Consider the following 14,431-nt stretch of genomic DNA (forward strand, 5'->3'; position numbering starts at 1 on the left):
AGGCGCCTGATGGACAAGGTGCTGATCGGCGCGCTGATGGGGTTGCTCGCCACGTTGGCGGTGTTCATCCTCATCGTGTTCTTCGCGGCCATCTTCACGTCGCCCTGACCTCGCGCGTATGCCGCGCCCCTCACCGGGCGCGGCGGGCGGCCCTGCGGTAGCGGCGCAGCTCGCGGGCGGTGGCCAGGCGGACCAGGCCGGGTGCGAACCGCTGCGCCCAGGCGGCGAGCCGCGCCTGGCGCGGGGCCACGACGAGCGCGGGGTTCTTGGGCAGCGCTTCCACGACGATGCGGGCGAGCTCCTCGGCCGGGAGCAGGTGCGGGCGGAGCCGTTCGACCAGGGCGGGGGCCTCCCCGTTGACGCCGGTCGCGGGCACGTCGCGGTTGACCGCCTGCAGCAGCGGGGTGTCGACGAAGCCGGGGCACACGGCGGTCACCTTCACCCCGTGCGCGCGGGCCTCCATGCGCAGCGCCTGGGACAGGGCCACGACCGCGTGCTTCGTCGCGGTGTAGGGAGCCATGACCGGCGCGGGAAGCAGCCCGGCGAGGGAGGCGGTGTTGACGATGTGGCCGCTGCGCTGGGCCCGCATGAGGGGGTAGACGGCCTCAATGCCGTGCACGACGCCGCGCAGGTTGACGTCGATGGTGCGGTCCCAGTGCTCGGGGGAGAGCTCCTCGACGAGGCCCCCGGTGGCGATGCCGGCGTTGTTGTAGAACACGTCGATCCGGCCGTGCTCCTCCACGACGCGCCGCGCGACCCGCGCGAACGCCTGCCGGTCGGTCACGTCCAGGTGCACGTGCTCGGGATCGCGCGGGTGGACGTCCGCGACGACGACGGTGTCACCGAGGCGGGAGTGGGCCGTGGCGAGGGCGGCGCCGATGCCGCTCGCCCCGCCGCTGATGAGGACGACGCGCTGCTGGCTCATGCGTCGAAACGGTAGTGCCCGGGCCGGAACCGGGCGGTCCGGCGCCGGTAGGCCACGGTCGACCACGGCCACAGGGCCCGGTTGACGCCGGAGTCGTCGAGGTACCAGCTGCGGCAGCCGGTCAGCCATACCGCGGAGGCGCTGCGCTGCAGCACCTCCTGGTTGAACGCCTCCTGCGCCGCCGGCTCGACCTCGACCGCCCGCGCCCCGCGACGGTCCCGCTCGGCCATCGCGCGCAGCACCAGCTCGGTCTGGGCCTCGATCATGATGAGCATCGAGGTGTGGCCGAGCCCGGAATTCGGGCCGACCAGGGTGAACAGGTTGGGGAAGCCCTCGACCGCCGTGCCGAGGTAGGCCTCCGGGGCCTTGGCCCACTCGTGGCCCAGGTTGCGCCCGTCGCGGCCGACGACCTCGAGGTGCTGGTAGGTGCCGATGACCTCGAAGCCGGTCGCGAGCACCAGCACGTCGAGCTCGTGCCGCCGGCCGTCGGTGGTGATCACGGCGCCGTTCTCGACGTGCTCGATCCCGGTGGTCTCGAGCTGCACGTTGTCGCGCTGCAGCGCCGGGTAGTAGTCGCTGGAGACCAGGATGCGCTTGCACCCGATCGTGTAGTCGGGGGTGAGCCTCTCGCGCAGCCCCGGGTCGGCGACCTGCCCGCGCAGGTGGCGGCGCGCCATACGCTCGGCGACCTTCATCGCCTTCGGGTGGCTGGCGAAGCCGACCACCCGCGCCTCGTTGGTCCAGTAGATCGCCGCGCGCTTGAGCCGGGCCAGCCAGGGCCAGCGCGCGAACCGCCGCTGCGCGGCCGGGGAGTACTCCGGGTCCTCCTTGGGCAGGACCCACGGCGGCGTCCGCTGGAACACGGTCAGCTGCTCCGCCGCGGGCGCCACCTGCGGCACCACCTGGATCGCGCTGGCACCGGTGCCGATGACGCCGATTCGCTTGCCCTGCAACGCCACCGAGTGGTCCCAGGCGGCGGTGTGGATGACCCGGCCGCCGAAGTCGTCGAGTCCGGCGATCTGGGGACGGGCCGGTTCGTGCAGCGCGCCGACGGCCATGACGAGGGTGCGGCACCGTGCCTGCACGATGCCCGTGGGCGTGCGCACCGTCAGCCGCCAGAGCCCGGAATCCGCCTCGTATCGCGCGACGTCCAGCCGCGAGCCGAAGCGCAGGTGGGGGTCGATGCCGTACTTCGTGCAGCAGTGCCGGGCGTAGTCGAGGATCTCCGGGGCCGAGGCGTACGCGCGGGACCAGTCCGCCTTGAGCTCGAACGAGTACGAGTACAGGTGGGACGGGACGTCGCAGGCGCACCCGGGGTAGGTGTTGTCCCGCCAGGTGCCGCCGAGGTCCTCGCCCTTCTCGAGCACGACGAAGTCGTGGATGCCCTGGCGCTTCAGGGCGATCGCCATGGCGATCCCGGCGAAGCCGCTGCCGACGACGACGGCCTCGTAGTCGGCGCGGACCCGCGTGGGGCGTTCGGTCACAGGTTGGCCAGGTCCACGATGACGGGGGCGTGGTCGCTGGCGCCCTTGCCCTTGCGCTCCTCGCGGTCGATCGAGGCGCCCTCGACGCGGGCGGTGAGCGCGGGCGAGCCGAGCACGAAGTCGATCCGCATGCCCTGGCGCTTGGGGAACCGCAGCTGCTGGTAGTCCCAGTAGGTGTAGACGCCCGGCCCGGGGGCGTGCGGGCGGACCACGTCGGTGTAGCCGGCCTCGACGATCGCCGAGAAGGCGGCGCGCTCGGGCGGGGAGACGTGCGTCTTGTCGGCGAAGAACTCCATGTCCCAGACGTCCTCGTCCTGCGGCGCGATGTTCCAGTCGCCGACGAGGGCGACCTGCGCGGACGGGTTGTCGGCCAGCCACTTGGCGGCCGCGTCGCGCAGGTGCGCCAGCCAGTCCAGCTTGTAGGCCAGGTGCGGGTCCTCCAGCGACCGGCCGTTGGGGACGTAGAGGGACCAGATCCGGACCCCGCCGCAGGTGGCGCCGAGGGCGCGGGCCTCCGCGCCGAGCGGGTCGCCCCACATCGGCATGTTCTCGAAGCCGACCTGGACGTCCTCGAGGCCCACCCGTGACAGGACCGCCACGCCGTTCCACTGGTTCAGCCCGTGGTGGGCCACCTCGTAGCCGAGGGCACGCAGCCGCTCGAAGGGGAACTGCTCGTCGGTCGCCTTGGTCTCCTGCAGGGCGAGCACGTCGCAGTCGCTGCGCTGGAGCCAGGCCTCGACCCGGTCGATCCGTGAGCGGATGGAGTTGACGTTCCACGTAGCGATTCGCACGTGGTCCACCTTAGGAGGGGGCCCTAGGCTTCCCGCCATGGCTACCGCACTCGTCACCGGAGCGACCGCAGGCATCGGCCTGGCCTTCTGCCGTGAGCTCGCCGAGCGGGGCCACGACCTCGTGCTGGTGGCGCGCGACCGGGCCCGCCTGGAGAACGTCTCCGACGAGCTCGAGGCGAAGTACCAGGTGCACTGCGAGATCCTCGCCGCCGACCTGTCCGACCGGCTCCAGGTGCAGAAGGTGGCCGAGCGCCTGTCCGAGCCCGGCCGCCCCGTCGACCTGCTGGTCAACAACGCCGGCTTCGGCCTCTCGCGCAGCTTCCTCCAGGGCGACGTCGCCGACGAGGAGCGGGCACTGGACGTCCTGTGCCGGGCGGTGATGGTCCTCTCCCACGCCGCCGCGCTGGCCATGCGGGACCGGGGCCGCGGCGCCATCATCAACGTCTCCTCGGTGGCCGGGTTCGTCGCGATGGGCAGCTACTCGGCGGCCAAGGCCTGGGTGACGACCTTCTCCGAGGCGCTGGCGAACGAGCTCGCCGGTACCGGTGTCACGGTCACCGCGCTGTGCCCGGGGTTCACCCACACCGAGTTCCACCAGCGGGCCTCGCTCGACATGTCCCGCCTGCCCAAGGTCATGTGGCTGGAGGCCGACCGCCTGGTGCGTGACTGCCTCGACGACGTCAAGGCCGGCAAGGTCATCTCGGTCCCCGGGCCGCAGTACAAGCTCATCGCCGCGTTGACGCGCACCCTGCCGCGCAGCCTGGTCCGCCGCGCCTCGGGTGGCGTCGCCTCCCGGCGCCGCCACGGCCGCTGAGCGGTATGCCGGGCACGTCACCTCAGTCGCCGGCGCAGCTAGGGTGAAGGCCGTGACTGACTCCGCTGCCGCCCGCGCCCGTCTGCTCGAGCTCATCAAGGCCAAGGCCGTCGTCCACGGCACGGTCACCCTGTCCTCGGGCAAGGAGGCCGACTTCTACGTCGACCTGCGCCGCATCACCCTCGACGGCGAGGCCGCCCCGCTCGTCGGCCAGGTGATGACCGACCTGGTCGGCGACCTCGACGTCGACGCGGTCGGCGGCCTGACGATGGGCGCCGACCCGGTGGCCACGGCGATGCTGCACGCCAGCGCCGCGGCCGGTCGCCGGCTCGACGCGTTCGTCGTGCGCAAGGCCGAGAAGGCCCACGGCCTCCAGCAGCGGATCGAGGGCCCCTCCATCGCCGGGCGCCGGGTGCTCGTCGTCGAGGACACCTCCACCACCGGCGGCTCGCCGCTGACCGCCGTGGCCGCCTGCCGCGAGGCCGGGGCCGAGGTCGTGGCGGTGGCCGTCATCGCCGACCGCGCCAGCGGCGCCCAGGAGAAGGTGGAGGCCGAGGGCCTTCCCTACCGCGCGGCATACAGCGTGCAGGAGCTCGGGCTCGCCTGAGCGCACCCTGCCGCATAACCAGCGGCGTGGGGACCCCGGCGCTGGCTAGGCTGGGAGCACCCACTACCGCAGGAGCCCCTCATGGTCGTCTGGATCGTCATCGCCGTCATCGTCGTGCTGCTGATCCTCTGGGCGGTCTCCACCTACAACGGGCTGGTCAAGCTGCGCAACCTCGTGCAGGAGGCCTGGCGCCAGATCGACGTCGAGCTCAAGCGCCGGCACGACCTGATCCCCAACCTGGTCGAGACGGTCAAGGGCTACGCGGCGCACGAGCGCGGCACCCTCGAGGACGTCATGAAGGCGCGCTCCGCGGCGATGGCCGGCGGTCAGGGCCCGGCCGCCGCGGCGCAGAGCGAGAACGTGCTGACCCAGGCGCTGGGCCGGCTCATCGCGGTCGCCGAGGCCTACCCGGACCTCAAGGCCAACCAGAACTTCCTCTCGCTGCAGCAGGAGCTCAGCTCCACCGAGGACCGCATCGCCGCCGGGCGGCGCTACTACAACGCCAACGTCCGCGAGCTCAACACCAAGGTCGAGACGGTGCCGTCCAACATCTTCGCCTCGATGTTCCACATCACGCGCGAGGAGTACTTCGAGGCCGAGGAGGCCGCCCGCACCGCGCCGAGCGTCAGCTTCCCCGGCACCGACGGCACCACCCCGGCGCCGTCGACCCCGCAGGACTGAGGCCCGGGGCGGGTGTGCCGGGTGCGCCCGCGCCCGGCACCGTCCGTTCGCCTGTGGCGGGCGAAGGCGTCCTCACCTAGCGTCCGGGGTGTGACCCCGCAGCCCGACACCGCCACCGGGATCGCCGCGGCCGTGCACGCCGGCGACCTCGATCCCCGCCTCACCACCGAGGCCGCGCTCGACCGCATCGCGACCCACGACCCGCGCATCGGCGCATTCCGCCGGATCCGCACCCGGGAGGCCCGGCGGGAGGCGGCCGAGCTCGCCGGTCGCGGCGCCCTCGAGGGCCTGCCGCTCGCCGGCGTGCCCGTGGCCGTCAAGGACAACGTCGCCGTCGCGGGCGAGCGGACCGAGGACGGGTCCCGGGCGACCTCCCGCGAACCGGCCGAGGCCGACCACGTGGTCGTGCAGCGCCTGCGCGCCGCCGGGGCGGTCGTCGTCGGCCTGACCCGGGTGCCCGAGCTGTGCATCTGGCCGATGACCGACTCCGCCGAGGGCACCGCGCGCAACCCGTGGGACCTGACCCGCACCCCCGGCGGCTCCTCCGGTGGCAGCGCCGCCGCGGTCGCCGCCGGTCTGGTGCCCCTGGCGCACGGCTCGGACGGGATGGGCTCGGTGCGCATCCCCGCGGCGTGCTGCGGCCTGGTCGGCATCAAGCCCGGCGCCGGGGTGGTCGCCGAGCCGTCCGAGGGCTGGTACGGCATGTCCACGCACGGCCCCCTCGCCACCACGGTCGCCGACGCCGCCCTGCTCCTCTCGGTCCTCGCCGAGCGGCCCGACCTGGCGCGCGTGTCCACCTCGGCCGGCATCCTGCGCGTGGCGGTGTCCACGCGCCCGCCGCTGCCCGGCGTGCCGGTGGGTGCCGACCAGCGCCGCGCGGCGGGCCGGGCCGGTGAGCTGCTGCGCCAGGCCGGCCACACCGTGCGTGACGACGACCCGCCCTACCGGCCGGGGTCGATGAACGAGATGACCGCGCGCTGGTTCGCCGGTGCCGCGCGGACGGCCGAGGGGCTCGACCCCGAGCTGTTGCAGCGCCGGACCCGGGGGCACATCGGGCTCGGGCGGCTCCTGCAGCAGCGCGGCCTGGTCAAGGACGGGGCCCGCGAGCGGTGGCGGGCCGCGGTCGAGCCGTTCTTCGAGCGGTATGACGTGCTGGTCACCCCGGCGCTCGCCGGGCCGCCCCCGCCCGCCGCCCGGTGGCACGAGCGCAGCTGGCTGGCCAACGTCCTGGCCTCGACTCGCTACGCGCCCTTCCAGGGCCCGTGGAACCTCGCCGGCTACCCGGCCATGACCGTGCCGATCGGCGGCCACAACCGCCGGATGCCGTTGGCCGTGCAGCTCGTCGCGCCGGCCGGCCGGGAGTCCCGCCTGATCGGCGTCGCCGCCCAGCTCGAGGCACTCGCACCGTGGCCCCGCGTGGCTCCGGGGTTCGCGTGAGCACGGGAACCGGCGCCCTGGCCGGCACCGAGGCGGACAGGGCGGCGATCGCCGACGTGGTGCGGACGTTCTTCGCCGCGTTCACCTCCGGACCGGACAGCGCCGCCCGGCTCGACGCGCTGCGCGGCGTGTTCCTGCCCGACGCGGTCATCGTCCGGACCTGCGGCCTGGTGCCCGCCGTCTACGACGTCGACAGCTTCATCGCCCCGCGCCAGGCGCTGCTGACCGGCGGGACGCTCGTCGACTTCCGCGAGTGGGAGGTGCACGGGCGCACCGAGGTGTTCGGCGACATCGCCCAGCACTTCTGCAGCTACGCCAAGGCGGGGGTGCAGGACGGGACCCCGTTCACCGCGCGGGGGATGAAGACCCTGCAGCTGGTCCGGACCACCGACGGGTGGCGGGTCAGCGCGGCGGCGTGGGACGACGAGCGCGATGGCCTCGAGGTCGACCCCGGCTGGCCGGGGGCCGGCTCAGCCTGAGCGGACGGTCCGGCGCTAGGCCGTGGCGGTGTCGTTCGGGCGGCGAAGCAGGGACCAGAAGCTGCTGAACGGTGCCGCACCCTCAGGGTGGTCCTCGGGGGTCCGCTCCTCGTAGGGCTCCAGGAGGGCGCTGATCTGGTCGACCAGGGCCCGGGCCTCCGCGGTCGTCAGCCACATTCGGCCACGGACCATGGCGGTGCCGTCGTCCTGCCCGCGCCGGTCGCTGGCCGCCCAGGCCTCGAGCTCCTCGACGAGCGGCGCCATGAAGGTGCTGACGAAGGCCTTCGCGGCCGTCGGTGTGGAGCGGCCGTGCGCAGCGTGCTCGATGCGCAGGTCCCGGGCGGCGGCACGCCAAGGCCGTTCGCGGGCGTCCTCGCCGCCCTCGTCGCGCACGACGATCCCCCACTTCTCCAGGGCGCGCAGGTGGTAGCTCATCGCCGAAGCGGTCAGGCCGCACAGCCTGGCGGCCTCGGTGGCGGTGAGCACCGCGCCGCCGTAGAGCTCGTCGATCACCCGCTGCCGGGCCGGGTGGGCGAGCGCCCGGATGGCCTTGGGGTCGGTCAGGGTGACGACCTTGTGCTGCGCGGGGCGAGGTGCCATGCCGTGAAGCGTAAGGGCTTGACCCGGCAGATGTGAAACAGTACCTTCACGATTTATGAAGCAAACCCTTCACAAGTCGGCGACGACGAACCGGTCGCTGTGGCGCCACCGGGACCTCCGCCTGGTCATGCCGGCCCGGGCCCTGTCCTACGTCGGTGACGCCCTCGCCCTGTTCGCGCTGATGCTGCGCATCCACGACCAGGGCTCCGGCACGGCAGGGATGGCCGTGCTGCTCGCCGCGTTCAGCCTCCCTCCGGTGCTGCTCATGGGCGTGGTCGGGCAGGTCTCGGACCGGTTCGACTCGCGCCGCGTCCTGCTGGCCAGCACCAGCGTCGAGCTGCTGGCGTGCGCCGGCCTGGCCCTGGTCGACGGCCTGGCGGCCACCGTGGCCCTGGTCGTGCTGCTCCAGCTGGGCCAGGCCGTGAGCAACCCGACCTGGGGTGCGCTGCTGCCGCGCATCGTCGGCGACGAGGACATGGGTCGGGTCAGCGCGCTGCAGCAGGGGCTGCTCGCGGCCACCGGTGTGGTCGGCGCCACCGCCGGCGGCCTGCTCGTGGGCACCTGGGGCGTCTCCGCCGCGCTGTGGGTGGATGCGGCCTCCTTCACCGGCCTCCTCCTCGCGGCCGCCCTGGTGCGCACCCGCCGCGGCGGCCGCCACGCGGTGGCCGAGCCGGCCCTCGCCGAGCGCGCCGAGCGGGCCCGGGTCCGCGCGCTGGACGTGCTGCGGCTGATGCGGCGCGACCGGCTGCTGTGGGTGACGTTCGTCTGGATGATGCCGTTCGTCGTCGTGCTCGAGGGGGTCAACGTCGCCGAGGTGTTCCTCGTCCGGGACGCCCTCCACGCCAGCGCCACCGCCTTCGGCCTGGTGCAGGCGGTGTTCGGCGTCGGGGCCGTGCTCGGTGCCTGGTTCGCCGGGCGGGCCGCGACCGACGCCGCGCGCGTGCGGGTGCTCCTGCTGGGCTTCGCCGGCACGGCGCTCGGGGTCGGCGCGGCAGGGCTGGCGCCCTCGGTCGTCGTCGTCGCCGGCGTGTTCGCCATGGTCGGGGTCGCCAACGCGGCCGCCAATGCCGCCACCGGTCCCCTGTATGCCGTCCGCCCGCCCGAGCGCGACCGCGGCAAGGTCCTGGCCGCCCTGGCCGGGGTGTCGCGCGCCGGGTCCGTCGTCGCCATGGGTCTCGGTGCGCTCGGCGGCTCGGTGCTCGGACCCCGCGGCACCTTCGTGCTGGGCGGCGCGCTGGCGGTGGGTGTCATGGTGGCGATGGCGGTCCAGCTCCGTGGCGTGGACCGTGCCGCCCCCGTTCACGAGGCGGCCACCGTCGACGTGCCCCCCACCACGGGCGTGTCGGCAGTCCCCGACGTCGGCCTGGCGGTCTGACCCCACCCCTGTCGGTCAGTCCGGGCAGGGGCGATTGGCCATGACGGCATGGTGAGGCTTACCTTGGTGAGGCTCACCTAAGTCGTGGTGGGTGTCCCGAGTCCTCCGGAGTTCCGTTCCATGTCAGGTAGCCAGATCGCCCTCCTGGGCGCGATCGCCGGGTTCACGATCTTCCTCGGCCTGCCCGTCGGCCGGCTGCGCCAGCCGGCCCCGCGGCTCAAGGCGGCCCTCAACGGCATCGCCATCGGCGTCCTCGTGTTCCTCGTCTGGGACATCCTCGCCCACGCCTGGGAGCCCACCGACGCCGCGCTGTCCGACCACAAGTGGGGCACCGCGACCACCGGCTTCGTGGTGATGGCCGTGGGCCTCGCGGTCGGCATGACCGGCCTCGTCTACTACGACAAGGTGATGGCCGCCCGGCGCGCCCGCTCGCAGGCGGTGTCTACGCCGGCTGCCGTCCCCGTCGGCGCCCCGGGCGCCCCGGCTGTGCCGGTGACCGACCCCGCCGTCACCCCCGCGCCGGCCCGCTCCGCCGCCGCCGACCTGTCGCTGATGATCGCCGTCGGCATCGGCCTGCACAACTTCGCCGAGGGCCTGGCCATCGGCAACTCCGCCGCCAGCGGCTCGCTGTCCCTGGCCGTGATGCTGGTGATCGGCTTCGCGCTGCACAACGCCACCGAGGGCTTCGGCATCGTCGCCCCGCTGGCCGGTGACACCGTCCGCCCGAGCTGGGGCCGACTGGCCCTGCTCGGCCTCATCGGCGGGGGCCCCACCTTCGTCGGCACCCTGGTTGGTCAGAGCGTCGTCAACGACACCCTGGCCATCGCCTTCCTGGGCATGGCGGCAGGCTCGGTGCTCTATGTCGTGATCGAGCTGCTGTCCGTCGCCCGCCGGACCGGCATGAAGGAGCTCACCACCTGGTGCATCCTCGGTGGCCTGCTGATGGGCTTCCTCACCGACGGCATCCTCGTGGCAGCCGGCGCCTGACCCGGCGCTCCGAACGCACGAACGGCCCGTCCCACCGCCTTGCCGGGCGGGGGACGGGCCGTTTCGTGTCTCCGGCCGCGCAGGACCGGGAACGTCAGGACCGGGAAGCCCTGCCTCAGAGCGGGCCGGTGACCGAGTCCTCGGCGGTCTCGCCGCGCTTGGCGGCGGCGCGGTGGCGCAGGAACTCGATCGCGACCGGGATGAGCGAGACGGCGACGATGAGCAGCAGCATGATCTCGAGGTTGTTCTTCACGAACGAGATCTGGCCGAGGAAGTAGCCGAGCACCGTCACGCCGACGGCCCACAGCAGCGCGCCGATGAAGCTGTAGGTGAAGAAGCGCCGCCGCTCCATCTTGCCCACGCCGGCGACGACGGTGATGAACGTGCGCACGATCGGCACGAACCGGCCGAGCACGATGGCCCGGTTGCCGTAGCGCTCGAAGAAGTCGGTGGTCTTGTCGATGTAGGCCCGCTTGACCAGCCGGCCGTCGCGCTTGTACAGCGGCGTGCCGATGGCCCGGCCGATCTCGTAGCCGACGACGTTGCCGAGGAACGCCGCCGCGACGAGCACCACGAGGACCAGCCAGAACGGCAGCCCGAGTGGGTTGTGCGGCAGCGCGGCGAACAGGCCGATGGTGAACAGCAGCGAGTCACCGGGCAGGAACGCGGTGAACAGCCCGCACTCGGCGAAGATGATGAGCGCGCTGATCCACAGGGCCATGTTGCCGTAGTGGTCGAGCAGGTACTGGGGGTCGAGCCACTGCGGACCCAGGGAGTGCATCACGGGCACGAGGGTAGAGGACGGCTCTGGGAGAGTGGCCTGCGTGAACGACGCGCATGAGGTGGGGGTCGGCCCATGGGAGGGTTCGTGGCCCTCCGACCCCAGGTATGACGAGGGCCTGCTCGCGGGGGGCGACCGGCGCAACGTCGCCGACCGCTACCGCTACTGGACGCACGAGGCGATCGTGCGCGACCTCGACACCTCGCGGCACGAGTTCCACGTCGCGGTGGAGAACTGGGCCCACGACTTCAACATCGGCTCGGTGATCCGCACCGCCAACGCCTTCAACGCCAAGGCGTTCCACATCGTGGGCCGGCGCCGCTGGAACCGGCGGGGCGCCATGGTCACCGACCGCTACCAGCACGAGCACCACCACGACAGCGTGGAGGCGCTGCTGGCGTGGGCCTCCGCCCATGGACCGGACGGGCACGGCATACCGGTCATCGGCATCGACAACCTGCCCGGTTCGGTGCCGCTGGAGACCTATGACCTGCCGCGGCACTGCGTCCTGCTGTTCGGGCAGGAGGGGCCCGGCCTGTCCGAGGCGGCCCGGCAGGGCTGCGAGGTGATCCTCGACATCGCCCAGTTCGGCTCGACCCGCTCGATCAACGCCGGCGCGGCGGCCGCGATCGCCATGCACGCGTGGGTCCGACGTCACGTGTTCGGGCAACCGGCGTCGCCCTAGGATGACGAGGAGCCCGGTCGCACAACGGCGTGCGTCCCACGGACCGTGAGGGAGTCACCATGCCCATCGCGACACCTGAGGTGTACGCAGACATGCTCGACCGCGCCAAGGCAGGAGCGTTCGCGTACCCCGCGATCAACGTCTCCTCCAGCCAGACCCTCAACGCGGCCATCCGGGGCTTCGCCGAGGCCGGCAGCGACGGCATCATCCAGGTCTCGACCGGCGGCGCCGAGTACCTCTCCGGCCCCACGGTCAAGGACATGGTCGCCGGCTCGCTCGCGTTCGCGGCGTTCGCCCACGAGGTGGCGAAGAAGTACGACGTCAACATCGCGCTGCACACCGACCACTGCCCCAAGGACAAGCTCGACGGCTTCGTCCGGCCGCTCCTGGCCGCCTCGACCGAGCGGGTCAGGGCCGGCGGCACCCCGTGGTTCCAGTCGCACATGTGGGACGGCTCGGCTGTGCCGCTGACCGAGAACCTCCAGATCGCCCGCGAGCTGCTGGACCTGTGCCAGGCCGCCGACGTCATCCTCGAGATCGAGGTCGGCGTCGTGGGCGGTGAGGAGGACGGCGTCGTCGGCAAGATCGACGAGAAGCTCTACAGCACCCCCGAGGACGCCCTCGCCACCGTCGAGGCGCTCGGCCTCGGTGAGCACGGTCGCTACATGACCGCGCTGACCTTCGGCAACGTGCACGGCGTCTACAAGCCGGGCAACGTCAAGCTGCGCCCCGAGATCCTCAAGCAGGCCCAGGAGGCCGTCATCAAGTCCCGCGGCCTGGCCGCCGACGCCAAGCCGTTCGACCTGGTCTTCCATGGCGGCTCGGGCTCGCTGCCGGAGGAGATCTCCGCCGCGGTCGACTACGGCGTGGTGAAGATGAACGTCGACACCGACACGCAGTACGCCTTCACCCGCCCGGTCGCCGGCTTCATGCTCAAGAACTACGACGGCGTGCTCAAGGTCGACGGCGAGGTCGGCAACAAGAAGGCCTACGACCCGCGCGCCTGGGGCAAGGAGGCCGAGGCCGGCATGGCGGCCCGCGTGGTCACCGCCTGCGAGAACCTCCGCTCGGCCGGGACGCACGCCTGATGAGCAACCTGCTCGGCATCCCCGAGACCCGCCTGCCCGAGGACCCGGCCGCGGCGCCCCTGGCCGCGGGGGAGGACCCGGCCGCGGTCGCGGCGGCCCACCCCACCTCGTCCCTGGCCTGGGCCACCCTGGCCGAGGCGGCGCTGGCCGACGGCCGCACCGTCGAGGGCTACGCCTACGCCCGCACCGGCTACCACCGGGCGCTGGACGCCCTGCGCCGCGGCGGCTGGCGCGGCCAGGGGCCGGTGCCGTGGTCGCACGAGCCCAACCGCGGGTTCCTGCGCGCGTTGGCCGCCCTGAGCCGGGCCGCCGGGGCGATCGGCGAGACCGACGAGGAGCAGCGCTGCGCCCAGTTCCTGCGTGACTCCTCGCCCGAGGCCGCGGAGGCGCTCGGCCTCTGAGCCCCTGCGCACGACCGGGCGCCGCCGCGTGACACGTCACACGGCGGCGCCTGTTCTCTGTCCGGCTACTGGCGGGTAACCTCGCAGGGCCGGGCAATCCAGTGGGACGGAGAGCGCTCATGCGCAGGCGGCCGGAGTCAGCCGAGGAGCGGGCTTTCCGCGAGAGCCTTCGGGCCTTCCTCACCGAGAAGGTCCTGCCCCACGTGCAGGAGTGGGAGCACGCCCGGCTCGTGCCCAAGAGCCTGTATGCCGAGCTGGGCGCCCTGGGCGTGACCGGCCTGCAGGTCCCCGAGGAGTTCGGCGGGTCGGGGGAGACCTCCTTCCGCTACAACGTCGCCCTCGCCGAGGAGGTCGCCCGCACCGGCGCGGTGACCGGCGCCCTGCAGCTGCACCTCAACGTGGTGCTGCCCTACTTCCTGGCCTACGCCACGCCGTCCCAGCGCGAGCGGTGGTTCCCCGGGTTCGCCACCGGCGAGCTCGTCACGGCGATCGCGATGACCGAGCCGGGGACCGGCTCCGACCTGGCCGGCATCAGTGCCACCGCCGTGCGCGACGGGGACGACTACGTCCTGAACGGGACCAAGACGTTCATCACCGGTGGCATCCAGGCCGACCTCGTCGTCGTGGTGGCCCGCACCTCCCGGGATGCCGGCGACCGTCGCGCGGGGCTGACCCTGCTCGTGGTCGAGGAGGGCATGCCCGGCTTCACCCGAGGGCGCAACCTGGAGAAGATCGGCCTGAAGAGCCAGGACACCGGCGAGCTGTTCTTCGACGACGTGCGCGTGCCGGTGGCCAACCGCCTCGGCGAGGAGGGCCGCGCCTTCGAGTACCTCACCGCCAACCTGCCCCAGGAGCGGATGTCCATCGCCGTCTCCGCGCAGGCCACCTGCGAGCGGGCGATCGAGCTGACCCGAGACTACGTGCGCGAGCGCAAGGCGTTCGGCACCCCGATCGCGTCGTTCCAGAACACCAAGTTCGTCCTCGCCGGGCTGTCGGCCCGGGTGGAGGCGGGGCGGCAGCTCGTCGACGCGGCGCTGGAGGAGCTCGATGCCGGCACGCTGACCGGTGCCGACGCGGCGCGGGTCAAGCTCTACACGACCGAGCTGCAGGCCGACGTCGTCGACGCCTGCCTGCAGCTGCATGGCGGCTACGGCTACATGCTCGAGTACCCGATCGCCCGGATGTACGCCGACGCCCGCGTCTCGCGGATCTACGGCGGGTCCAGCGAGATCATGAAGTCGATCATCGCCAAGGACCTCGGCCTGTAGCGGGACCACGACTTCACCAACCCGACAC

General features: G+C 72.9%; 16 protein-coding genes. 11 read left to right on the plus strand and 5 right to left on the minus strand.

Annotation, left to right across the window (positions count from 1 at the left end):
- Nucleotides 1–130: 130 nt before the first annotated feature.
- From FB474_RS20075 to FB474_RS20085, 3 genes are read right to left on the minus strand one after another with little or no spacing between them, the layout of a single operon-like run.
- Nucleotides 131–925, minus strand: a complete 795-nt coding sequence (locus tag FB474_RS20075; RefSeq protein ID WP_141790642.1) for an SDR family NAD(P)-dependent oxidoreductase — start codon at nt 923–925, stop codon at nt 131–133.
- On the minus strand, nt 922–2,409 hold the full coding sequence (locus FB474_RS20080; RefSeq protein ID WP_221632713.1) for a flavin-containing monooxygenase: 1,488 nt from the start codon (nt 2,407–2,409) through the stop codon (nt 922–924). The genes FB474_RS20075 and FB474_RS20080 overlap by 4 nt, the downstream gene beginning before the upstream one ends.
- Entirely contained in the window at nt 2,406–3,200 is a 795-nt protein-coding gene (locus FB474_RS20085) for an exodeoxyribonuclease III (protein WP_141790643.1), read from the minus strand. Before FB474_RS20085 ends, FB474_RS20080 begins: the two co-directional genes overlap by 4 nt.
- Before the next feature lie 37 nt (nt 3,201–3,237).
- Here FB474_RS20085 and FB474_RS20090 point away from each other — a divergent pair, with 37 nt between their 5' ends.
- From FB474_RS20090 to FB474_RS20110, 5 genes are all read left to right on the plus strand, one after another.
- Entirely contained in the window at nt 3,238–4,014 is a 777-nt protein-coding gene (locus FB474_RS20090; RefSeq protein WP_141790644.1) for an SDR family NAD(P)-dependent oxidoreductase, read from the plus strand.
- Between the two features lie 52 nt (nt 4,015–4,066).
- Nucleotides 4,067–4,621 (plus strand): orotate phosphoribosyltransferase, encoded by a 555-nt coding sequence (pyrE, locus tag FB474_RS20095; RefSeq protein WP_141790645.1) that lies wholly within the window; start codon nt 4,067–4,069, stop codon nt 4,619–4,621.
- A gap of 81 nt (nt 4,622–4,702) precedes the next feature.
- The gene (locus FB474_RS20100) at nt 4,703–5,302 is read left to right on the plus strand and encodes a LemA family protein (protein WP_141790646.1); all 600 of its coding nucleotides are present in this window, start codon (nt 4,703–4,705) and stop codon (nt 5,300–5,302) included.
- Nucleotides 5,303–5,392: 90 nt separating this feature from the next.
- Entirely contained in the window at nt 5,393–6,739 is a 1,347-nt protein-coding gene (locus FB474_RS20105; RefSeq protein WP_221632714.1) for an amidase, read from the plus strand.
- A complete protein-coding gene (locus FB474_RS20110; protein WP_246092746.1) occupies nt 6,736–7,218 on the plus strand; it encodes a Cif family virulence factor in 483 nt (160 codons plus the stop codon). Before FB474_RS20105 ends, FB474_RS20110 begins: the two co-directional genes overlap by 4 nt.
- Before the next feature lie 15 nt (nt 7,219–7,233).
- On the opposite strand, the gene FB474_RS20115 is transcribed toward FB474_RS20110, so the two are convergent.
- Nucleotides 7,234–7,818, minus strand: a complete 585-nt coding sequence (locus FB474_RS20115; protein ID WP_141790647.1) for a winged helix-turn-helix domain-containing protein — start codon at nt 7,816–7,818, stop codon at nt 7,234–7,236.
- Nucleotides 7,819–7,873: 55 nt separating this feature from the next.
- Between FB474_RS20115 and FB474_RS20120 the strand changes: the two genes are divergently transcribed.
- Nucleotides 7,874–9,193, plus strand: a complete 1,320-nt coding sequence (locus FB474_RS20120; RefSeq protein ID WP_141790648.1) for an MFS transporter — start codon at nt 7,874–7,876, stop codon at nt 9,191–9,193.
- Nucleotides 9,194–9,313: 120 nt separating this feature from the next.
- The gene (locus FB474_RS20125) at nt 9,314–10,180 is read left to right on the plus strand and encodes a ZIP family metal transporter (protein WP_141790649.1); all 867 of its coding nucleotides are present in this window, start codon (nt 9,314–9,316) and stop codon (nt 10,178–10,180) included.
- 115 nt (nt 10,181–10,295) lie between these two features.
- Here FB474_RS20125 and FB474_RS20130 read toward each other — a convergent pair whose 3' ends face one another.
- On the minus strand, nt 10,296–10,961 hold the full coding sequence (locus FB474_RS20130; RefSeq protein WP_141790710.1) for a VTT domain-containing protein: 666 nt from the start codon (nt 10,959–10,961) through the stop codon (nt 10,296–10,298).
- A 43-nt stretch (nt 10,962–11,004) separates the two neighbouring features.
- Between FB474_RS20130 and FB474_RS20135 the strand changes: the two genes are divergently transcribed.
- The 4 genes from FB474_RS20135 to FB474_RS20150 all read left to right on the plus strand — a co-directional run bounded on the left by FB474_RS20135 (nt 11,005) and on the right by FB474_RS20150 (nt 14,403).
- Nucleotides 11,005–11,646 (plus strand): TrmH family RNA methyltransferase, encoded by a 642-nt coding sequence (locus FB474_RS20135; protein WP_342778153.1) that lies wholly within the window; start codon nt 11,005–11,007, stop codon nt 11,644–11,646.
- Nucleotides 11,647–11,705: 59 nt separating this feature from the next.
- On the plus strand, nt 11,706–12,734 hold the full coding sequence (gene fbaA, locus FB474_RS20140; protein ID WP_141790651.1) for a class II fructose-bisphosphate aldolase: 1,029 nt from the start codon (nt 11,706–11,708) through the stop codon (nt 12,732–12,734).
- Nucleotides 12,734–13,135, plus strand: coding sequence for a DUF3151 domain-containing protein (locus FB474_RS20145; RefSeq protein WP_141790652.1), 402 nt, complete (start codon nt 12,734–12,736; stop codon nt 13,133–13,135). Before fbaA ends, FB474_RS20145 begins: the two co-directional genes overlap by 1 nt.
- 119 nt (nt 13,136–13,254) lie before the next feature.
- Nucleotides 13,255–14,403 (plus strand): acyl-CoA dehydrogenase family protein, encoded by a 1,149-nt coding sequence (locus FB474_RS20150; RefSeq protein ID WP_141790653.1) that lies wholly within the window; start codon nt 13,255–13,257, stop codon nt 14,401–14,403.
- Nucleotides 14,404–14,431: the final 28 nt, after the last annotated feature.

The sequence above is a fragment of the Oryzihumus leptocrescens genome (genome assembly GCF_006716205.1).
Lineage (GTDB): Bacteria > Actinomycetota > Actinomycetes > Actinomycetales > Dermatophilaceae > Oryzihumus > Oryzihumus leptocrescens.